Below are 21,314 nucleotides of genomic sequence, written 5' to 3'. Positions count from 1 at the left end.
ATGGAAAATGTCTTCATTATTGATGGTATACGCACACCAATGGGCCGTTCCAAAGGCGGTGTATTTCGTCATGTAAGAGCAGAAGACCTCTCTGCACACCTGATGAATGCAATTTTTGAACGCAATCCAAATGCGAAAAAGAAAGAGTTGGATGACATTATTTGGGGATGTGTTCAGCAAACCTTAGAGCAAGGTTTTAATATCGCCAAAAATGCGGCACTGTTAACTGATATCCCGCACACCGTGCCAGCCGTTACAGTCAATCGCCTTTGTGGCTCTTCAATGCAAGCCATTCATGATGCAAGCCGTTTCATTATGACGGGCGATGCACACTCCGTTTTGATTGGCGGTGTTGAGCATATGGGGCATGTTCCAATGACTCACGGTATTGATTTCAATCCAAAGCTTACATTACGCGTAGCAAAAGCCTCTGGAGCAATGGGTTTAACTGCTGAGATGCTTGCTAAAATGTATAAAATCAGCCGAGAAGAGCAAGATGCTTTTGCACTGAGATCTCACCAACGCGCGGCTGCGGCAACCAAGAATGGTAAATTTAGCCGTGAAATCGTTCCGATTGCAGGGCATGATGCTGATGGCAATCTTATTTCAATTAACTATGACGAAGTCATCCGCTTTGATGCCACTTTGGAAGGGCTCGCTGCACTAAGACCCGCTTTCGACCCTGTCAGTGGTACTGTGACCGCAGGCAATTCATCAGCACTGTCTGATGGTGCTTCAGCCATGCTGCTTGCCAGTGGATCTTATGCTAAACAGCATGGATTGAAACCTCGTGCAAAAATTAGCGCTATGGCCGTGGTTGGCTGCGATCCATCAATCATGGGTTTTGGGCCAGTTCCAGCCTCTGAGTTAGCGTTAAAGCGGGCAGGTTTGACGTTGAATGATATTGATATTATTGAACTTAATGAGGCTTTCGCGGCTCAGTCTATTGCTTGCCTAAAAGGTCTGCAAATTTCAGAAAGCCAAGTGGATCAGAAAGTGAATTTAAGTGGTGGAGCAATCGCTTTAGGGCACCCTCTCGGCTGCTCTGGCGCAAGGATCACAACCGCGTTACTTAATCAGTTAGAGCAACATGATAAGCAGTTTGGTTTAGCTACAATGTGTATTGGATTTGGGCAAGGCATCGCCACAATTATCGAAAGAGTCTAATTCATTTTGCCGTTACATTGTCGTATCTTGCAATGTTCCCGCCTAGTCAGGGGCGGGATTTTTTTATCTTCAAACAGCAAAATCAGCTCAGTCAAAATCGAAAAATAAATCAATTCGAATTTTAAATACAACTCCATACATCCCTTAAATAGTTCAGGTCACAGGTAGGCGGCAATCTTTAGCATACTGGAGTATGTGATAGGGGAGCTTTATGAAGCTAACACCCCTACAACTTGAAATATGACGAGTTATAGAAAGTCGAAGGCATCGCCGAACAACTGGGTGGACTTTGCCCCCCTCTCATTACAAAACCTATCCCGCGCAATCTTCGCCATCTCAAAACGCCCTGCAATATAAATATCATGCCCAGACAAATCACCGAAATCTTCTAGCACGGTACTCAAAACAGTTCCCGTTCTTCCACGCCAATTTTCATCCGGTTGCTCAACAACAGGGACAACTTTCAAGTTAGGATAACGCTCACTAATAGCTTGTAATTCACCGAGATCATACAAATGCTCCAACTGGCGACCGCCCCAATAGAAAGTAATATCTCGTTGAGGGTTTTCAGCCAGTGCAGCCAATAAAATAGAATGAGTATAAGAGAAGCCAGTTCCGCCTGCGATCAAGATCATCGGGTTTTGGCTATTTTCGCGGAACCACGCTTTGCCGTGAGGAATATCAATATCAATACGTTGCTGTTCTAAAATACGATCCATCACCGCCATCGCATACAAATTAAATTCTGACGCGCCAATATGCAGTTCGATAGATTGATTATTTTCAGGTGTAGAAGCCATAGAGAATGGTCGTTTGTCTCTTTCATCCATAACGACCATAAGATATTGACCCGCTTTAAAATGAAAAGGTCCGTCTGGCAACAAAATAACCCGATAAACTGTATCCGTGATAGATTCAACAGATGTGACTTTACAGCTCAAAGTTGCCATGATTTTCCTCTTACTTTTCAATAATATTTAACTGTTCCCAGATATCATCTACGCGGGATTTGACACTCTGCGTCATGACAATTGGGCGTCCCCACTCACGGTTGGTTTCTCCCGGCCATTTATTGGTCGCATCCATTCCCATTTTGGAACCAAGTCCAGAAATCGGTGATGCAAAATCGAGATAATCAATCGGCGTGTTTTCCATCATGACAGTATCGCGAGCGGGATCCATACGTGTTGTGATGGCCCAAATAACATCTTTCCAATCACGAGCATTGATATCATCATCACAAACAATCACGAACTTAGTGTACATGAACTGGCGCAGGTAAGACCAGACGCCCATCATTACTCTTTTTGCGTGTCCTGCATACTGTTTTTTCATGGTAACAACCGCCAGACGGTAGGAACAACCTTCTGGTGGCAAATAGAAATCCACAATTTCAGGGAACTGCTTTTGCAAAATAGGCACTAAAACTTCGTTCAGGGCTTCCCCTAATACTGCAGGTTCATCCGGAGGACGACCTGTATAAGTAGAGTGATAAATCGCATCGCGACGTTGAGTCACATGAGTCACAGTAAATACCGGGAAATCATCAATCTCATTATAATAACCCGTGTGGTCGCCATAAGGACCTTCTGGTGCCATTTCGCCAGGTTCAATATACCCTTCAAGGATAATTTCAGCCCCAGCGGGAACTTCTAAGTCATTAGAAATACACTTTACAACTTCCGTTTTATTGCCCCGGAGTAACCCAGCAAAAGCATATTCAGATAGCGTATCAGGAACCGGCGTCACTGCGCCTAAAATCGTTGCGGGGTCAGCACCTAGCGCCACAGCGACTGGGAATCGTTCACCGGGATGTGCCTGACACCACTCTTGGAAATCCAGCGCACCACCGCGATGAGATAACCAACGCATAATAACTTTATTTTTACCAAGGACTTGCTGGCGATAGATACCTAAATTTTGGCGTTCTTTATGAGGGCCTTTCGTGACCGTTAGACCCCAAGTAATCAGCGGCGCAGCATCTTCCGGCCAGCAATGCATAACTGGGATTTTAGTCAGGTCAACATCATCACCTGCCCAAATTTCTTCCTGGCAAGGCGCTGAACTCAAGCGTTTAGCTGGCATGTTCAGCACTTGCTTGAATTTCGGCAATTTGTCCATTAAGTCACGAAAACCCTTCGGAGGATCCGGTTCTTTCAAGAAGGCGAGCAACTTACCCACATCATGTAAGGCTTTAATATCTTCTTGCCCCATTCCCATAGCAACGCGCTTGGTTGTACCAAACAAGTTACACAGAACGGGCATGTTATAGCCTTTAGGATTTTCGAATAGTAAGGCTGGCCCCCCTGCTCTTAGTGTACGATCTGCGATTTCAGTCATTTCCAAGTAAGGATCGACTTCCATCGTAATGCGTTTTAGTTCGCCTTGCTTTTCAAGCTGCGCGATGAAATCTCTAAGGTCACGGTATTTCATTATCTTCTTTTACTATTACAGGGGGAACCTCATTATAAGGTTCCCAGCCAAGGTTACAAGTTACTGTTAAACATACTTAATAATCAATGTCTTCAGATTAAATATATCACTTTACTTGCAATCAAACGGAACATAATCCTTTAATGATACGGTATCAAATTGCTCAGGGAATGTTTTGTTGTGCTGAAACAGCTTGAAGCCTTCATTTTTGCCACTGAAGTAACTTAACTCATTACCTTTGATCTGTAATCCGCTACCTTCACGTAACGCAACAACCACTTCATGAGGGTTAATAACACAGAATTCTTGTAGGCGCTCATCGCGTGTTTCACCCATATGCCCAGAAATATGCGCATCAATATAGTGTGGGTTGATTTGCATTGGGAACAGACCCAAGGACGGCATGATAACTGCATTACTCACAGGCATATCATTCGTTGTACGAATGCTTGGAGTCGCCACGTTGCAACCTGCGCTCCAACCAATGTAAGGTACACCGCGTTCACGCACTGCACGTTGGATAGCAACAATTAAACCATTCTCATGCAAGCATTTATTTAACCACCATGTATTACCGCCACTCACCAGAATACATTCTGCTTGTTCGATGGCTTCTACTGGGCTTTCAAAATGTTCAATCGACGTCACTTTAATACCTAAAGCATCGCTTAACTGCTCCGCACGCTCATCGTGAGAGCCACGTAAAACAGCATAAGGCACCAATACTGCAGACTTAATCTGCTTACGTTCAATCATTTCGCTAATTCTTGGTAATGCGTAACTTAGCCATACAGGGTTACCGGAAAGTTTGCCATTACTCAGTAAAAAGATATCCATGGTGTCTCCTACAAAAAGTGTATTAACTGCTGTGTTTATTGTGTGTCTAATTTCGTAACTATCGAATTAATCGATACTTGTGTAGATGAATAATATTGTGCTACTCATCATTAGTCACATTCTTATGCCTTAATTTGTTATCATGAGCATAAATTTGTTGGATGGGATCAAAAAATGGAAAAATGGTATTTGCTGTATTGCAAACGAGGGCAACTGGATAGAGCGGTTGAGCACTTAACTCGACAAGATGTGACTTGCATGACTCCAATGACTGAAATGGAAAAAGTCGTTCGAGGCAAACGCACAGTTATCACTGAAGCACTATTTCCCAATTACCTGTTTGTAAAATTCGACCATGAGCAAATTCATACAACCACTATCCAATCTACACGCGGTGTCAGCCACTTTATTCGTTTTGGCGCATTACCGGCTGAAGTTCCTGAAGAGATAATTGACCTCATACAGCAGACGCCTATCAGCCAGACTCAATCTCCGGATCTCCCTTCTCAGGGAGACAGTGTTGTTATTACTGAAGGCATTTTTGCTGGCGTTAAGGCCATCTTCAATGAACCAAATGGTGAGTCGCGTTCAATTCTTTTGCTTAACATCTTAAATACCACTGTCGCAAAAGTCATTGATAATACGCAATTTAGAAAAGAGTCCGAATAAGTTTTTCGCGATATATTTGCTTCAAACAGGCATAAAAAAAGCCCATTGAATGGGCTTTTTATTTCACAATAACGTTGTCACCGTGGCTATTCTTCTGGCTCTTCTTCTTCGTCATCGCCTCTACGTCGACCTTTGCCAACATAGAAATTCGACAGTAATACCCCAAGCTCAAATAGCAAGTACATCGGTACTGCGAGTAGAGTTTGCGATAAAACATCTGGCGGAGTCAGGAACATCCCGACGATAAACGCACCTACTAAGATGTATGGGCGTTTACGTCTGAGTGATTCTGGAGTCGTTACGCCAGTCCAGCACAGTAAAATAATCGCGATTGGCACTTCAAACGCAGCCCCGAATGCCATAAACAATGTCATGACAAAACTGAGGTATTTGCTGATATCCGGTATAAAGTTAACGCTTTCTGGCGTTGTTTTTACAAAGAAGCCAAAAGCTAACGGGAATACCACAAAGTAAGCAAATGCCATTCCTAGATAGAATAGGAAGCTACTTGATACCAGTAACGGCAGCATTAATCGACGTTCATGCTTATACAGCGCAGGCGCGATAAATGCCCAGACCTGGTATAAAATGACGGGTATCGAAACAAATACAGATACCATCATGGTCAGTTTAATCGGAGTAAAAAACGTCGATGCTACGTCTGTCGCACTCATTTGAGAGCCAACAGGCAGCTTATCAATCAAAGGCGCAGCAACAAGGCGATAAATATCATTTGAAAAATAAGCGAGCGCCGCAAAGACGATTAATACCGTAATCAAACAGTTTAGTAGCCGCTTTCTTAGTTCAATCAGGTGGCTAATAAGTGGTTGAGCATCATTGACAGCCATGTGTTATTTTTCACTTTCTGTTTGATTGGAGTTTGTTACTTTAGCATCGAGTGGCTTAGAGTCTGTTGGTGTTGCTGAAGCTGGTTTTTCTTCAACAACTGCAGCCATCTTAGCAGCATACTCAGGATCAGGGTCTGACTCTTGAGTTTGCGAAGAACTAGCATGGGATTCCTTTACCGCAGCATCGTAGTTTTCTGTGATCTCTTTTGCTTTGTTCAACTCAGATTGGACATCATTGGTTGTTGCCTGATAACCACTTTGTAAAGACAAAGCAGCATGACGCAGGTCATCCATCGACTTTTTAAGTTCTGGAGAAAGAGTTTCCAAACCCGCTTTCTCTTCAACTTTTTTAAGAGTCTCTTGCAGTTCTTGCAATTTCAGTTCTTGTGATAGCTCATTCTGGACATTAGCAGCCATAGAGCGCATAGCACGAATCCAACCAGCAACAGTTCTCACTGCCACTGGTAGACGTTGAGGGCCTAATACCACAAGACCGATGATCGCAACTAGCAGTAGTTCACTAAAACCTATGTCAAACACGGTTTATCCCTGCTCTTTATTTTTGCTCTCAACTGGGCTCTCTTTTTTCTCAGGAGCCTGTTGTTCAGTGATGTTTTTTGGCGCAAAATCAGCGTCTTGCTTCTCTTGCTCTGCTTTCGCTTTTGCAGCTTCATCATCACTCATTGCTTTTTTGAAGCCTTTAAGTGATTCGCCCAAGTCAGAACCTAAAGAACGTAATTTCTTGGTGCCGAAAATTAAAATGATAAGCAAAGCAATGATAATTAATTGCCAAGGACTACCGAAAGCAGCCATTGCAAAAGTTGATTCCATTGTTAATACCTCTATAGTTTTGGGATCAATTGTAACTAACTCTATTATATACAACCAACGCTAAATACGGAAATGATCACAGCCTTATAAACTTGTCGCAAAACAAAGTCTACTTAATTATCCTCTCCTTTACACCAACCTACAAGCCACGACAATGCACCTACAGCCATAAATGCTGCTGCAATTCGGGTTAAGTCGGAAATAAAGAATAAGCTACCACAAAGAATAAAGGTTGCCCCAATTCCTAATAGGTACTGTGATTTACGTTGTTTAGTGCGTTGGTGCTTTAACTCTTGTGTAAGCTGTTCAATATTGGACTGCAAGAAACGGTGCTGCTTTAATGCCCCATAGATCAAATCAGGGATTTCTGGCATTTTCTCTGCCCAATATGGCGCTTTTTCCTTTAACGCTTTGGTAATAGCCGGAATACCCACTTGGCTATGGATCCAATCCTCTAGGAATGGTTTTGCTGTTTTCCATAAATCCAACTGCGGATATAACTGACGACCCAGACCTTCAACGTACAACAAAGTTTTCTGCAATAACACCAATTGCGGCTGCACTTCCATATTAAAGCGACGGGCGGTATTGAACAGATTCAATAACACATGCCCAAATGAAATCTCAGCTAATGGCTTTTCAAAGATAGGCTCACAAACAGTGCGAATAGCAAACTCAAAATCTTCAACATTGGTATCTGGCGGAACCCAGCCAGAATCCACATGCAACTCAGCAACTTTACGGTAATCTCGATTAAAGAATGCAATAAAGTTTTCAGCTAAATAGCGCTTATCTTCTTTGTTAAGTGAACCCACGATCCCACAGTCGATACCAATATAGAGAGGATCTTCTGGGTGGTCGTAGCTAACAAAAATGTTGCCTGGGTGCATATCTGCGTGGAAAAAACTGTCACGAAATACCTGAGTAAAGAAGACTTTTACGCCCCGCTCTGCCAACAACTTCATGTTCGTGCCTTGCGCTTCTAATGCCGCAATGTCTGAAACAGGAATACCGTAGATACGCTCCATGACCATCACGTTTTCACGGCAATAATCAGGATAAACTTCAGGGATATACAGCATAGAACTGTTTTCAAAGTTGCGTCGTAACTGGATAGCGTTAGCAGATTCGCGAAGAAGATTTAGCTCATCAATTAAGGTTTTTTCGTACTCACGCACGACTTCTTTAGGACGTAAACGTCGTCCATCAGGAAGAAGAGGAACCCAATTGGCGATACGGTACATCAGCTTAATATCCGCTTTGATGACAGGCAAAATATCTGGGCGAATCACTTTTAAAACAACATCTTTGCCATTTTCTTTTAATGTTGCAGTATGAACTTGGGCAATCGACGCAGAGGCAAGAGCTTGCTCATCAAAGTTATCAAACCATTGTTCTAATGGACCACCGAGTGACTCTTCAATATAACGACGGGCTAATTTACCATCGAAACTCGCCACTTTATCTTGTAATAATGACAGCTGGTCAGCAATTGCAGGAGGGAATAAATCTCGGCGAGTCGAAAGCATTTGACCAAATTTGATCCAAACCGGCCCTAATTCTTGCAATGCTAAGCGCAGTCGTTCACCAAGATCTTTATCTTTGTGTCTGTTTTTGATCCAAAAAAAACCTAGCCGCCCAATTCTTAAAGGCAATGTCAGCTTAATTTTAGGGATCAGCTCATCTAGTCCATAAGAGAGAAATACCCGAATAATGAAGTAAAGGCGTTTTATTTCACCGGGAGTCATTCTTCTCCTCCAACTGATTGAGTCGTTGTTCTAACTGACTCATTGAATTTGAAACCTGCTCAACTTCGTCGCTAAAGTGCGCCAATTCCAGCTGGCTTGGTGCCATTTTCCACTCTTCCAGAATAATGTCTTTAACGTATGTTTTTTGGCGACCGACTAAACGAGACGCGAGGCAAGCCCCTTTACCCAACACTTTACTGATGCCTTCTGCCGCAATATCACCAATATAAGGGGATAAATAATGAGCCGGGTTCCAGATAGCTAAATCCAGTAATGAAGACCAGTGTTGAACAATTTGCATATCGCCTTCAATCACAATGTCACCATTATTGATGAGTTGTGAAAGCTGCTGCTTATCTTTCAACTTTATCAATGTAAACAGTGACGTTTTGATAGTGCAATCTGCAGGTTCTTGCCATTCACTTAATACATCAACATGATTTTCAGCAAAAATAAGTGTCAGAGTTTTATTCAGCTCTTTAAGCTCAATCCCCATCACTTTACCTGCTAAACGCATTCTTGCAGGTTGCAGGACTTTTTCCTTGAACAACATGTGGTTCAAGGAGGTTTCCATTAATGCCGTCATCAAGGAATACAAAACAGTATTAGGATTTTCAATATGCGCTGATGGTGCTTCCATCTTAGAATTTAAACCCTTTATGTAATGCAACAATACCACCGGTCATATTGTCATAAGAGACTTGCTCGAAACCTGCGTTTTCCATCATTCCTTTCAAGGTTTCTTGATTTGGGTGCATACGGATAGATTCAGCGAGGTAACGATAGCTTTCAGGATCATTCACAATCACTTGACCGATACGCGGTAAAATATGGAATGAGTAAGCATCGTAAGCTTTGTTCAGTGGTTCAAGAATTGGTTTAGAGAACTCAAGTACTAATAGGCGTCCACCCGGCTTCAATACGCGAAACATGGAGCGTAATGCTTTATCTTTATCGGTCACGTTACGTAAACCAAAAGAGATAGTAATACAGTCAAAATAGTTATCAGGGAATGGCAATTCTTCTGCGTTCGCTTGAACGTAATTAACATTACCAACAATGCCTAAATCGCGTAGTTTCTCGCGTCCCATTTTTAACATTGAATCGTTAATATCTGCCAGAACCACTTCACCCTTTTCACCCACAAGGCGAGAGAATTTTGCAGTAAGGTCACCAGTTCCACCAGCAAGATCAAGTACACGTTGATTACGACGCACACCACTCGCTTCGATTGTGAAACGTTTCCAGATACGATGAATACCAAAAGACATTAAGTCATTCATCAGGTCATATTTAGAGGCTACAGAGTGAAAAACATTTGCGACTAGGCCAGCTTTTTCTTCTTTCTCTACAGTACGGAAACCAAAATCGATGGTTTCTTTTGTTGGTTCGGTCATTTCTATTATGCCTGTTAATCGTTCAAACTTTTTTGTGAAGTGTACCAGCCTTTGAGTGAAAACCCTATTATAACTCTAAGATTCCGCACAATTAGACTTGTCAGCCCGCTCAGCTAGCTGAGGGTCTATAGATTGCTTAACTTCCACACCTAACTCTTTAAAGCTTTCCGCTTGAGCAAGCAAATTACCTCGACCTTCAGCAAGGCGCTTCATTGCTGAAGAATAAGTATGATTTGCTTTCTCTAAACTCGAGCCCAATACCTGCATATCATCGATAAATAAACGCAGCTTATCGTACATTTTAGCGGCTCTATCTGCGATTTCTTGAGCATTTTGCTCTTGCCGTTCATAGCGCCACAAATTATTAATGGTACGCACGGCCACCAACAAGGTGGATGGACAAACCAACATAATATTCAGTTTTAATCCTTCATCAAGTAGTTCAGGCGCTTCTTTTAGTGCTAGTAAATACGCAGGTTCAATCGGAATAAACATGAGCACATAATCTAAAGAGCGAACTCCCGGTAACTGATGGTAGTCTTTGCGACTGAGCATTTTCATATGATTACGAATGGACGCCACATGCTCCTTGATGCCTTGCTGCTGCTGTTCTGGATCATCGCTATTAAAATAGTGTTCATAAGCCACCAGTGACATTTTCGCATCGACCACCACATCTTTGCCTTCAGGAAGATGGATAATCACATCGGGTTGATAGCGGCTATTAAACCCCGTATTGATGCTTACCTGAGTTTCAAATTCACTGCCTTTTCGCAGCCCTGAAACTTCTAAAATCCGCGTTAAAATCGTTTCCCCCCAGTTCCCTTGGATTTTGTTATCTCCTTTTAGGGCTCGGGTTAAATTGACCGCTTCTTTGGTCATTTGGTTATTTAACTGCTGTAATTGGCGAATTTCATAAGTGAGTGTATGGCGTTCTTTGGCTTCTTCACCATAGCTTTGCTGTACTTGCTGGCGAAACCCTTCAAGTTGCTCACGAAACGGTGACAGCATCGCCATTAAATTTTTCTGATGTTGTTCGGATGCTCGACGTTCGTTCTGCTCAAAAATACGATTGGCTAAATTTTCGAACTGAGCGGTAAGGCGCTGCTCGCTGTTTTGTAAAATCCGTTGTTTTTCTTCATTGGCGAGCTGCGTCTGTTCAAAACGGGTCATCACTTCCCGCAGCTCAGCTTCCTGTTCGCGGTTAATATCCCGCTGTGTGCGTAGCTCCTGATCGAGCCTGTCACATTCCTCTTTCCACTGCGCTAAATGCACATTTTTTTCATCGCTCGCCGCCAGTTGGCGATATGCCTCTTGTAGCTCTCGCTCTTTTCCCGCTATTTTTTGGACAATAGAAAACCAGACCGCTAAACCGCCGACCAAAATGCCACTTAAGGCGCCAATAATTGCATATAAAAGAGAGGTATCCACGACTCAATCCTTACTTTTTAAAATCTAGAGTAAGGTAATGGGATACTGTATAAGTGTCCAGAGGTAAATCTCCCAACGGCTACTTTTTGCGAGCGGCTTCGCAGCTTATCCCATCCAACTCGCAAACCAACGTAAACCAAGCGCGCCAGGGGCTAAAATGCCAAACGCCCAAATCATCGCAGAGGCTAGGTTAGCGACTTGGAAATGTCGCTGCTTCATTTCACAGATCCCCGCAACAAGCGGCACTACCGCCCTCAGTGGCCCGAAAAACCGACCAAAGAAAATGCCCCAAACGCCCCACTTCTCAAAGAAGCGATGCCCTTTGTCTATCATTTCAGGGTTGCGGGAAATCGGCCACATTTCACGAACTTTATCTTTATAGTGAAAACCAAACCAATAAGAGACCCAATCCCCGAAAAATGCGCCCAATGCAGCGGCTAACCAAATCGGGAAAAAGGCAATCTCACTTTCACCAATTAATGCCCCTAGCCCAAGCAAGATAACGGTCGCAGGGAGCAATAACGATAAGAAAGCGAGGGACTCGCCAAACGCAAGAATGAACACAATAGGGATAGCCCACACTTCGTGAGCGCGAGTGAATTCTGTAATGACCGTGACAATTTCATTAATGCTCAAGGGCGAATTCCTACGGTTTGAGATTGGTATGTTAACTATGAGTAGACTAAGTAACTATTATTCAGCTAATTAACTGTTATTAAGATAAGCAATTATTACGCCGCTAAGTGAATATATTATAGTTCTTGGAAGTAAATAAAGTTGCAACAAAACTGGCATATTGCAACTTCAATTCCGCAGAGGTTTATTCGAGGAAGTAACTTTGTAATACGCTGCGCTGAGCTTTATCTAAACCAAAGTCTTTTTCTAGCCAGCCATCCACACCACCATAATTATTTTCTATACTTTTCAATGCAGTTTGTAAAAATTCTTCACGAACAGAAAACACATATTCGAATTTTTTCACCACGTTTTCACTCATGGTTTTGGAGAACTCTTCGAGTAAATGGTTACGGAATGGCGCTAACGTCTCGTTCGTTAAAAGGTAATCATCCATCACGGTATTCACATCTGCACCCAACGCAAACAACACGAGCGCCGAGCCAACCCCAGTGCGATCTTTACCCACGGCACAGTGTTGCACAAGTCCACCTTTTTCTGGCTGCTTCAACATGTTCACTAATTGGTGATAAGCGGCATTATTCAGCGGAAGTAACTCATAGAGGCGGAACATAAAAGCTTGAGGATCAAACTGTTCTAGTACTTCAGGGGTGAGTTTATCAAGATTCGCACTCACTTCTTTTGCCAGCGGGTTCGCAGGGGCATGCACATAATGAGCGCCACTCCACACCACATCCGGTTTATCCAAAATTTCAGCTTCATCGCGATAGTCGATGATTTGGAAAAGGTTTTGTGACTGTAAAACTTTTTCATCATCTTGGGTTAAGCGGTCGAGCGCCCCAGAACGAAATAAAACACCGGGCTTTATTTTTCCACCATTGGAAAGCTTTTTTCCCCCTAAATCACGAAAGTTAATTCCACCTGTTAAAGGTAGTACAGAGGGGTGAAGGTAAGGTTTGGTTGACATACGTTTTCCCTTTTTAGCTCTGTCATTGCTCAAACTAAAAATAAACGAAATCATCAATTACTTGTAATTTGAGTAACTTAAGAGGCTTCTATTAATTGTTTTAAATGACAATAACAGATTCATCGATGAAGGGAATAAGAAAAACGCGAGAAAATAAATTTTGCGCTGATCAATTAGAGATACAAGAATATTTAAGATACATGGGTAGCACGATGATAACTGAACCCGTTTACCGAAAATCCACAACCGAGTGAAGTCAGTAAACGGGTCAGCTAATTAGGATTACAGCAGGCGACGAGCAGCTTCGACAACGATACTCAGAACATTGCCTTCTGTTTTTTTCAGAAGCGCTTCATTTGGAATTTCTTGCTGAGTACGGTTTACGATAACTCCAGCGACCATACCTGCACGCAGGCCTTGGCTTGCACACATGGTTAACAGCGTTGCAGATTCCATTTCATAGTTCATCACGCCCATGTCTTGCCACTCTTTCATTGAACCTCTGAAGTGACGCATTACGCGGCCTGTATAGGTGTCGTAACGTTCTTGACCTGGGTAGAAAGTATCGGAAGATGCGGTAATACCAACGTGTACAGTTGCACCCGCTTCTGTCGCCGCAGCATACAGCGCATTAGTACACGTGAAGTCAGCAACTGCAGGGAATTCCAGTGGTGCAAAGTGCTGGCTTGCGCCATCTAAACGAACCGCACCTGTGGTGACAAGTACATCACCCACATTGATGTTTTCTTGGATTGCGCCTGTTGTGCCAATACGTAAGAAGGTACGGATACCTAACTGAGCCAGTTCTTCAACTGCGATAGAGGTTGATGGGCCACCAATACCGGTTGAGCAGACAATCACGGCTTTGCCATCAAGCTCGCCACGCCATGAGGTGAATTCGCGTAATGAAGCCAGATGTACAGGGTTGTCCATCAGACGTGCAATTTTTTCAACACGGTTAGGATCCCCAGGAACAATAGCAACGGTTGCACCCTGTAAGTCACTCTTTTTTAAACCTAAGTGGAAAACGTCAGACATATCAAACTCCTTTACACAATGGCATCATTGAATTAGTACGTTATTGTCAATATAGCGCTTAGCTTTGATTAATTTAGTGACCAATATCTACTTTAATAGAAACAGATACATATGAATTTCATTAAAATGAGATCGTGATCACAAATAAATTATCTTAAGATGAATGTGAATAATGAGATACACCCAGTATAGATGAATGTTTGTGATTATCGAAAGAAAGCGCCCGAATGGGCGCTTTTATTAGGCAGAAGAAAAAATACTATAATATCAATACACTAGATTTACAGTGCTACATCAGATTACAACACTACGTCAAGGATCAAGACCCCAACCAACCCGATAGCCCAAGCTATTGTTGTTGGAATAGACCAAACAATCATTTGTTGTTTAACGTCTTTGATCCCCATCATTCTGTTCACTACCCAGTAAAGGCTGTCGTTAAAGTAACCGAAGAACAGAGACCCCATCGTTGCCGCTTGGGCCGCAACTAATAAGTTGATATCAGGAATTTGGCTAATGATTGGTGCAGAGATTGAAGCCGCGGTGATCATTGCTACCGTTCCAGACCCCTGAATTAAACGCACTAATGTCGCGATAATAAACGGGATTAATACGGGCGTAATCGGTAAATTCGCGACATGCTCCGCAAGAATGGTTCCCGTCCCGCTGTCACGCAATACTGCACCTAATGCTCCACCAGCACCTGTCACAAGCAGGATGATACCCGCTGCTTGTAAACCTTCTTCCATACGGTCGATAACTTCTTCTTTCGATGCTTTTGGCATTAACGTATAGACCGAAATCAGGACACTAATAGATAAGGCGATAATCGGTGCTCCCAAGAATTGGAATGATTGGAAGTACCAATTATCATCCATGCCTTGGAAGGCGGCTGTTTTCAGTAATAATCCGTTGATAGCATTAATAAAAATCAACAGAATTGGCGTGATAATTGGTAACAATGATAAGAATAAGCTCGGTAATGGTTTGTTGGCTTTTTCTTCCATGTAACGCGCATGTACTTCTTTTAAATCTTCGCTGCCCGTCTCATCTGGCATAAATTCAGGATATTTAGTTCCCAGCCACTTGGCGTAGAACACAATCCCGATAACGCACGGCACTGCCAGCGTCATACCCGCTAAAATCATGGCACCAACATCAACCCCGAAGATCCCAGCAACACCGAGAGGGCCCGGAGTTGGTGGTACAGTATGGTGGGTAACAACCAGACCACCCGCCAATGCGACACCAAGGGTTAAAATACTGCGCTTCCCATTCTTCGCTAACGCTTTTGCCAGCGGATACAAAATAACGAATGCAGAGTCGACAAAGATAGGAATACTGACAATATAACCGGTAATTGCCAGCGCCCACTCTTCGCGTTTTTTACCTAACCATTTGATAAAACTATAAGCTATCTGCTCAGCAGCGCCGGACACTTCCAGCACCCTTCCCATCATTACCCCGAGACCGATAACAATACCAATGCTACCGAGGGTCGAACCAAAGCCCTTTGTAATAACGGTGACGGTTTCCGCCGCAGTTAATCCCCCTGATAACCCTGCGATTGCAGCCGCAATCAACATCGCTAACAAGGCGTGAACCCGCGTTCGCAATACTAAAAAGATAAGGACAAATATGGCCACCGCGAGGCCAATAATAGGAATATAGGACATTGTTTAATCTCCTATTTTGCACAGCCGTGGTGCTTAATGAAGGAACGGATCGCATCGCTAAATGATCCATCAGCTTTAAAACCTAAATCCAGTGCACGGCGAATATCGAATTTACCCGGCCAGCTAGCTACGATGCGGTTGACGGCTTCATCCGGTTCAAAGCGAATTAAATCAACTGCTTGTTGACCAGCGACATCACGCAGGGCATCAATCATCTCTTGCACTGTCACGGTGATCCCTGGCAGGTTCACTGTGCGTGAAAGACCAAATTTCTCTGCTGGAATCGAAACCGCATGGATGAAGTTGTTGATGACCGTTTCTGGGCTAGATAACCATAGCGCCAACTCTGGAGACACTGGGCAAACACTCTCAATCCCATTGAGAGGCTCGCGGATAATACCGCTAGCAAAAGAAGATGCCGCTTTATTCGGGACTCCCGGGCGAATACTAATGGTAGGTAAGCGCATCACGCGTCCATCCACATAGCCTTTACGGGAATAGTCGTTCACCATCAATTCACACATGGCTTTTTGAGCGCCATAAGAAGACTGAGGGTTCACAACACACAGGTCGGTGATCACATCCGGTAATTCACCGCCAAAAACCGCAAGGGAGCTGGTGAATAAAAACTTGATGGCAGGGTTTTTAGCGCGAGCGACTTCAAGCAATTGGCGAGTCGCATCGAAGTTCACTTTCATGCCTAAGTTAAAGTCACTTTCAGCATGGCTACTGACGATCGCCGCAAGGTGGAATACCACATCAGTTTGCGCGTCAATCAGCTTATCGGCCGCTTCTGGCTGGGTTAAGTCTAATGCAACGCAACTCACGCGAGAGTCTTCAATAGGCGATGTAGGGCACTGAATATCCGCTAAAACGAGCTGGTCAAATTTTAATCCTTGGTTGTTTTTAAGCAAAGCAGCGGCTAGCTGCTGGCCCAGAAAGCCTGCGCCACCAGTAATAATAACTTTCATTGTCATTCTCCTTGCTATAACCCTGTCGGGCTATGCATCAGTAGGTAAGATGTTTTTTATGTATTTATTAAATGAAGTTTTATGTTTTTTTCGAGTATCCGTTGCACCACATCAGACGGTAAATGTTGGTCACAAATGATGTCGTGCAATTGATCTAATGGGCAGACACGGAACATACCGTATTTACCGAATTTACTGCTGTCTGAAACCAGTACACATCGACGAGCAACATCCAATAAAGTTTGTTTTATTTGGACTTTTTCCTCATGAGGAGTGGAAACCCCATGTTGCAGATCCCACGAGCTGGTACTAATAAACGCGATGTCTACATTCAGTGTCTGCAACATAGCGGCCGCCGTATTGCCAACACAGGAGTGATTGCGTTTATCAACCTGCCCGCCAGTGTGATACAGGTTCAGTTGTGATTTATTCATCAAGTACTGCATGATGGAAAAATCATTGGTCACGATAGTGAGATTAAAACGCTCACCTAATACGCGGGCAATTTCAAAGGTAGTCGTGCCTGCATCGAGGTAAACCACCTGACCATCTTCAACCAGTGAACTGGCAAACTGCCCGATTTCGCGTTTCGTTTGATGATGAAGCCTCGCCTTTTCGCTCCATGGTAGCTCTTGGCGTAACGCATCATTTAACCGAACTCCACCGCTAATTCCGACAACCTTCCCTTCCTCTTCCAACATGCGAATATCACGTCTAACCGTCATATGAGAGACATTCATTAAACCAACTAAGTCATTGATAGACACAGTTTGGTGCTCATAGACATAGCGATAAATAAAATCACGACGTTCGGAAGGGATCATTCGGTTCTCCTAGGAATTAGCTTGCTTTAGCCAGCCTAAACCGTCTTCGGTGCGTCCTGCTGGGTGGTATTCACATCCCAGCCAGCCTTCATATCCCATTTCATCAAGTTGATTAAAAATCCATGGGTAATTGACTTCACCGCTATCAGGTTCATGGCGAAAAGGTACTGATGCTATCTGAATATGACTAAATTTACCCCAAAGACGCTCAATTGTTTTCAATAAGTCACCTTCCATAATCTGGCAGTGATACAAGTCCAATTGAATAAATACATTGTCGCGATTGATTTCAGGTAACAGCGCTTCAGCCTGCTTTTGGGTCGTTAAGAAATACCCCGGCATATCGCGGGTATTAATCGGCTCGATAAGCACACGAATGTCGTGCTCAGCCATCACATCCGCAGCATACTGTATATTCTTAATAAAACAGGTTTTTTGCTCTTCAGGCGTGAATTTATCATCCACTTTTCCTGCCATAGCATGCACTTGCTTGCAGCCTAATGCTAAAGCGTACTTCAGGGCGGTTTGTACCCCTTGAGCGAATTCTGCTTCACGACCGGGAATAGACGCCATTCCACGCTCGCCAGCGCCCCAATTTCCCGCAGGCATATTAAATAGTGCTTGAGTAAGCTGATGTTTTTTTAATTCAATCGCAATAACATCCGCATCTTCTTCATAAGGGAAAAGATACTCAACGCCCTTAAAGCCAGCCTGAGCGGCACGTTCAAAGCGTTGAATAAACGGAACTTCGTTAAACATCATACTGAGATTTGCTGCAAATTTAGCCATATCTATCGCCTCATTTCTGTGGATAACGGCTTTCGAGCTCATGAACCTGCTCTTGCGTTAACGTGGTGAAGCCGTGTGGGCGCAATGTAATGTATAGACGCGCGGTATCTTCTAATTCTTCCGCATTGAAAAACGCCTGTCTTAAGGTTTTTCCGCCAACAACGGGGCCGTGGTTAGAGAGTAAAATCGCATTATGATTTGGCGCTAATTTTGCGATTTCTTCACCAATACGGTCATCACCCGGTGGTAAATATTCAATCAACGGTAATTTGCCCACACGCATCACGTAATAAGGCGTGATCGGCGGTAAGCAGTTTGCGGTATCTAAATTCGGTAAACACGACAGTGCCGTTAGCCAAGGTGAATGTAAATGAACCACCGCTTGGCAATCTGAACGCTGCAAATACATTGCCATATGCATGGAAACTTCTTTTGTTGGCTTGTCACCATCAATCCAGTTACCTTGCGCATCGAGCTTGCTCAGGCGCTCAGGATTTAAATCACCAAAGCTCGAGTTAGTCGGGGTGACAATAATGCAGCCATCCGGCAAGCGTGCGCTGATATTGCCTGCACCACCGCTGCTGTAGCCGCGATTAAACATTGATTTAGCCCAATCCACTAACTCTTGGCGTAGCGCCTTTTCATTACTCATTAACCATCTCCTGTGCTAACTGGAAGAAATTCTCTTGACCAAAATTGCCTGATTTCAGTGCTAACCAGTTACCGCTCGCTAAGTCTTGTACCCAAGGCACACCTGGCGCGATAGGTGAGCCAATACTTAATTGTTCAGTTCCAAGGCTTTGCACCACTTTCCCAGAGGTTTCGCCACCTGCGATAATAAAAGTGTTATAACCTTGCTGCTGAAGTAACGTCACTACCTGCCCAAACACATTTTCCACCGCGGTACTCGATAATGCGGCGCCGTATTTTTCCTGTGTTTGCTTCAACAACTCAGGTGGTTGGGTTGCATATAACAGAGGCGCTAACCCAGTGATTTTCTGGTCTTTAACCCATTTCGCTAATACAGTTGCATAGTCTGGATTATTGATGCATTCACCCACATCTAGCGCTTTGCTAGGTGCAACTTGTTGATAGCTTTGTACTTGCTTGTTGGTCATTAGCGAGCAGCTACCTGATAGAATGACCGTTTTTCTCTCTTTGCCCGTCGGCTTAGCGCCACGGCTTTCCCCTTGCCCCCAAGCTACTTGGCTATCAATATTCGCAAGTGCAGCCCCCAATCCAGACCCGCCCGTTAATAAAGGCAGTGATTGCGAAGCCTGAGCAATCGGCAGTAAATCATCCATCGTGAAGCTATCCACAACCGCATAGCTGATACCTTGCTGGCGTAGCTGTTCTAACTGCTCTGTGATAGCGGCGCTACCCTTTTGTACGGTTGCCAAGTTAATCAGCCCCGCTTTACCTGCGGACTGTTTTTCCATGACGCGCATCAGGTTGGCATCGGTCATTGGTGTCACTGGGTGATGCTGCATTCCACTTTCATTGAGCAATTGACCGTTAACAAACAGGTGCCCATGTACCACGGTTCGACCGTTAACAGGCAATGCAGGGCACACTAGCGATAATGAGGTATCCAGCTGCTTCATCAGTGCATCGGTGACTGGACCAATGTTGCCTTTCTCGGTTGAATCAAATGTGGAGCAATATTTAAAGAAAATTTGCTGGCACTGCGCCGATTCCTTCAGCCAGCGGCAGGCATTCACCGAGGCACTAATGGCTTCATCCACAGGGCAAGAACGACTTTTCAAGCTCACCACAATGGCATCCACATCTTGAGGGATTGGGGTATTTTCATTCGGCTCATTCAGTAGCTGCACCACTTTCCAGCCGTTTTGTACCATAAAGCCTGCAATATCTGTCGCGCCGGTAAAATCATCAGCAATCACGCCTAATTTCACTGTCATGCCTTTTTCTCCGGTAAAGTAATTCCCTTAAAGGTTTTGATAACGGCACTATCATCCTGTAAGCCAAAACCTTCATTACTGGCTGAGATAAACATTTGATGCGCTGTTGCCGCCAAAGGTAGCGGGAAATTCAGCGCTTTTCCGGTTTGCATCACCAAACCGAGATCTTTCACAAAAATATCGACTGACGATTTAGGTGTATAGTCTCCATCAAGTACATGCTGCATGCGGTTCTCAAACATCCATGAGTTACCAGCGGCATGGGTGACGATGTCATACATCACATCTAAATTGATACCCGCTTTTGCCGCCAGCGCCATACTTTCCGCAGCAACCGCAATATGCACCCCCGCCAGTAGCTGGTGGATAGTTTTCACGGTTGAGCCAAGGCCGATTTCATCCCCCACACGATAAAGGCGCTCTGAAATTGCCTCAAATACCGTCGCAAGCTGAATGAATAGCTCTGGAGAACCCGATGCCATGACGGTCAGTTTGCCTTCTGCCGCTTTAATCGCGCCGCCAGATATCGGCGCATCGACTAATGGAAGCTGGTATTCGGCAAGGCGCTGAGCTATCTGTTTTGTCTGCTCCGCCGCCAGTGTGCTGTGCAACACAATGGCAGTATTTGGACGAAGCTGCTCGACCAGTGGTTTCTCACCACCAAACAAAATCGCCTCAACTTGTCGGCCATTAACAACGACCATAAGTAGTGCATCTAGCTGTTGCGCATACTGCGCAGCATCTTTACCTGTAGCTTGCGCCCCATATTCGAGTAGCGCCTCACAGGCTTGTGGATTTAAATCAAACCCATAGGTTGGGATCTTATTTCTTATTAGTGATTGCGCGATCCCCATCCCCATCGAACCCAGACCAATAACGCCAACATGGTTAACGGTATTTTTCATCTAGCCCCCTGATGTTGTCAGTTCCAACAAATGATAAATTCTGGTGAATACTGTTAGTTTAGTTTTGGTAAGTACTGTTAATTCTGGTGAATATTGTGAATTTTCACATAACCAAATTCACAAACACATGACTACCATCACACTAAAGATAATATAAATTTTAAACAATTATTCTATATCCCAATGATATTTAAATAATTTTTAATTTAACAACCTGATATCTCC

At 43.9% G+C, this 21,314-nt stretch carries 22 protein-coding genes; 2 read left to right on the top strand and 20 right to left on the bottom strand.

Going from position 1 to position 21,314, the window contains the following annotated elements:
* The gene (gene fadA, locus PR799_RS13335; RefSeq protein ID WP_272522371.1) at nucleotides 1-1,167 is read left to right on the top strand and encodes an acetyl-CoA C-acyltransferase FadA; all 1,167 of its coding nucleotides are present in this window, start codon (nucleotides 1-3) and stop codon (nucleotides 1,165-1,167) included.
* A 248-nt stretch (nucleotides 1,168-1,415) separates the two neighbouring features.
* Here the strand turns inward: fadA and fre are convergent, their stop codons facing one another.
* From fre to pepE, 3 genes are all read right to left on the bottom strand, one after another.
* A complete protein-coding gene (gene fre / locus PR799_RS13330; RefSeq protein ID WP_036954929.1) occupies nucleotides 1,416-2,117 on the bottom strand; it encodes an NAD(P)H-flavin reductase in 702 nt (233 codons plus the stop codon).
* A gap of 10 nt (nucleotides 2,118-2,127) precedes the next feature.
* Nucleotides 2,128-3,600, bottom strand: coding sequence for a 4-hydroxy-3-polyprenylbenzoate decarboxylase (gene ubiD / locus PR799_RS13325; RefSeq protein ID WP_006658346.1), 1,473 nt, complete (start codon nucleotides 3,598-3,600; stop codon nucleotides 2,128-2,130).
* A 111-nt stretch (nucleotides 3,601-3,711) separates the two neighbouring features.
* Nucleotides 3,712-4,437 (bottom strand): dipeptidase PepE, encoded by a 726-nt coding sequence (pepE, locus tag PR799_RS13320; RefSeq protein WP_036954932.1) that lies wholly within the window; start codon nucleotides 4,435-4,437, stop codon nucleotides 3,712-3,714.
* A gap of 174 nt (nucleotides 4,438-4,611) precedes the next feature.
* On the opposite strand from pepE, the gene rfaH reads away from it, so the two are divergent.
* The gene (gene rfaH, locus PR799_RS13315; protein ID WP_154626106.1) at nucleotides 4,612-5,106 is read left to right on the top strand and encodes a transcription/translation regulatory transformer protein RfaH; all 495 of its coding nucleotides are present in this window, start codon (nucleotides 4,612-4,614) and stop codon (nucleotides 5,104-5,106) included.
* 86 nt (nucleotides 5,107-5,192) lie between these two features.
* On the opposite strand, the gene tatC is transcribed toward rfaH, so the two are convergent.
* From tatC to ltnD, 17 genes are all read right to left on the bottom strand, one after another.
* Nucleotides 5,193-5,954, bottom strand: a complete 762-nt coding sequence (tatC, locus tag PR799_RS13310) for a Sec-independent protein translocase subunit TatC (protein WP_036954937.1) — start codon at nucleotides 5,952-5,954, stop codon at nucleotides 5,193-5,195.
* A gap of 3 nt (nucleotides 5,955-5,957) precedes the next feature.
* Nucleotides 5,958-6,494: a Sec-independent protein translocase protein TatB gene (tatB, locus tag PR799_RS13305; RefSeq protein WP_036954940.1), complete on the bottom strand. Its 537-nt coding sequence runs from the start codon at nucleotides 6,492-6,494 to the stop codon at nucleotides 5,958-5,960.
* 3 nt (nucleotides 6,495-6,497) lie between these two features.
* A complete protein-coding gene (gene tatA, locus PR799_RS13300) occupies nucleotides 6,498-6,785 on the bottom strand; it encodes a twin-arginine translocase TatA/TatE family subunit (protein ID WP_154626108.1) in 288 nt (95 codons plus the stop codon).
* 113 nt (nucleotides 6,786-6,898) lie between these two features.
* Nucleotides 6,899-8,533 (bottom strand): ubiquinone biosynthesis regulatory protein kinase UbiB, encoded by a 1,635-nt coding sequence (ubiB, locus tag PR799_RS13295; RefSeq protein WP_154638720.1) that lies wholly within the window; start codon nucleotides 8,531-8,533, stop codon nucleotides 6,899-6,901.
* Nucleotides 8,520-9,173 (bottom strand): ubiquinone biosynthesis accessory factor UbiJ, encoded by a 654-nt coding sequence (locus PR799_RS13290; protein WP_272522368.1) that lies wholly within the window; start codon nucleotides 9,171-9,173, stop codon nucleotides 8,520-8,522. Before PR799_RS13290 ends, ubiB begins: the two co-directional genes overlap by 14 nt.
* A gap of 1 nt (nucleotide 9,174) precedes the next feature.
* On the bottom strand, nucleotides 9,175-9,930 hold the full coding sequence (gene ubiE, locus PR799_RS13285) for a bifunctional demethylmenaquinone methyltransferase/2-methoxy-6-polyprenyl-1,4-benzoquinol methylase UbiE (protein ID WP_036954951.1): 756 nt from the start codon (nucleotides 9,928-9,930) through the stop codon (nucleotides 9,175-9,177).
* A gap of 75 nt (nucleotides 9,931-10,005) precedes the next feature.
* Nucleotides 10,006-11,361 (bottom strand): DNA recombination protein RmuC, encoded by a 1,356-nt coding sequence (gene rmuC / locus PR799_RS13280; protein WP_272522366.1) that lies wholly within the window; start codon nucleotides 11,359-11,361, stop codon nucleotides 10,006-10,008.
* Nucleotides 11,362-11,466: 105 nt separating this feature from the next.
* Nucleotides 11,467-11,997, bottom strand: coding sequence for a DedA family protein (locus PR799_RS13275; protein WP_154626116.1), 531 nt, complete (start codon nucleotides 11,995-11,997; stop codon nucleotides 11,467-11,469).
* Between the two features lie 184 nt (nucleotides 11,998-12,181).
* On the bottom strand, nucleotides 12,182-12,964 hold the full coding sequence (locus tag PR799_RS13270; RefSeq protein ID WP_272522365.1) for a tyrosine-protein phosphatase: 783 nt from the start codon (nucleotides 12,962-12,964) through the stop codon (nucleotides 12,182-12,184).
* A 282-nt stretch (nucleotides 12,965-13,246) separates the two neighbouring features.
* Nucleotides 13,247-14,002 (bottom strand): uridine phosphorylase, encoded by a 756-nt coding sequence (gene udp / locus PR799_RS13265; protein ID WP_006658334.1) that lies wholly within the window; start codon nucleotides 14,000-14,002, stop codon nucleotides 13,247-13,249.
* A gap of 299 nt (nucleotides 14,003-14,301) precedes the next feature.
* Nucleotides 14,302-15,678 carry a GntP family permease gene (locus PR799_RS13260; protein WP_036954960.1) on the bottom strand — a complete coding sequence of 459 codons (1,377 nt, stop codon included), beginning with the start codon at nucleotides 15,676-15,678 and terminating at the stop codon, nucleotides 14,302-14,304.
* A gap of 11 nt (nucleotides 15,679-15,689) precedes the next feature.
* Nucleotides 15,690-16,649: a D-erythronate dehydrogenase gene (gene denD, locus PR799_RS13255; protein ID WP_154626120.1), complete on the bottom strand. Its 960-nt coding sequence runs from the start codon at nucleotides 16,647-16,649 to the stop codon at nucleotides 15,690-15,692.
* 56 nt (nucleotides 16,650-16,705) lie between these two features.
* Nucleotides 16,706-17,473 carry a DeoR/GlpR family DNA-binding transcription regulator gene (locus PR799_RS13250; RefSeq protein ID WP_036954967.1) on the bottom strand — a complete coding sequence of 256 codons (768 nt, stop codon included), beginning with the start codon at nucleotides 17,471-17,473 and terminating at the stop codon, nucleotides 16,706-16,708.
* A 9-nt stretch (nucleotides 17,474-17,482) separates the two neighbouring features.
* On the bottom strand, nucleotides 17,483-18,262 hold the full coding sequence (gene otnI / locus PR799_RS13245; RefSeq protein ID WP_154626122.1) for a 2-oxo-tetronate isomerase: 780 nt from the start codon (nucleotides 18,260-18,262) through the stop codon (nucleotides 17,483-17,485).
* Nucleotides 18,263-18,272: 10 nt separating this feature from the next.
* The gene (otnC, locus tag PR799_RS13240) at nucleotides 18,273-18,914 is read right to left on the bottom strand and encodes a 3-oxo-tetronate 4-phosphate decarboxylase (protein ID WP_154626124.1); all 642 of its coding nucleotides are present in this window, start codon (nucleotides 18,912-18,914) and stop codon (nucleotides 18,273-18,275) included.
* Nucleotides 18,907-20,184, bottom strand: a complete 1,278-nt coding sequence (gene otnK, locus PR799_RS13235) for a 3-oxo-tetronate kinase (protein WP_272522361.1) — start codon at nucleotides 20,182-20,184, stop codon at nucleotides 18,907-18,909. Before otnK ends, otnC begins: the two co-directional genes overlap by 8 nt.
* Entirely contained in the window at nucleotides 20,181-21,089 is a 909-nt protein-coding gene (gene ltnD / locus PR799_RS13230; RefSeq protein ID WP_272522360.1) for an L-threonate dehydrogenase, read from the bottom strand. The genes otnK and ltnD overlap by 4 nt, the downstream gene beginning before the upstream one ends.
* Nucleotides 21,090-21,314 lie beyond the last annotated feature (225 nt).

Source organism: Providencia sp. PROV202, assembly GCF_028479565.1.
GTDB classification, from domain to species: domain Bacteria; phylum Pseudomonadota; class Gammaproteobacteria; order Enterobacterales; family Enterobacteriaceae; genus Providencia; species Providencia zhijiangensis.
Note: the sequence above shows the minus strand (reverse complement) of the source record. Positions and strands in the feature narration are given on the sequence as shown.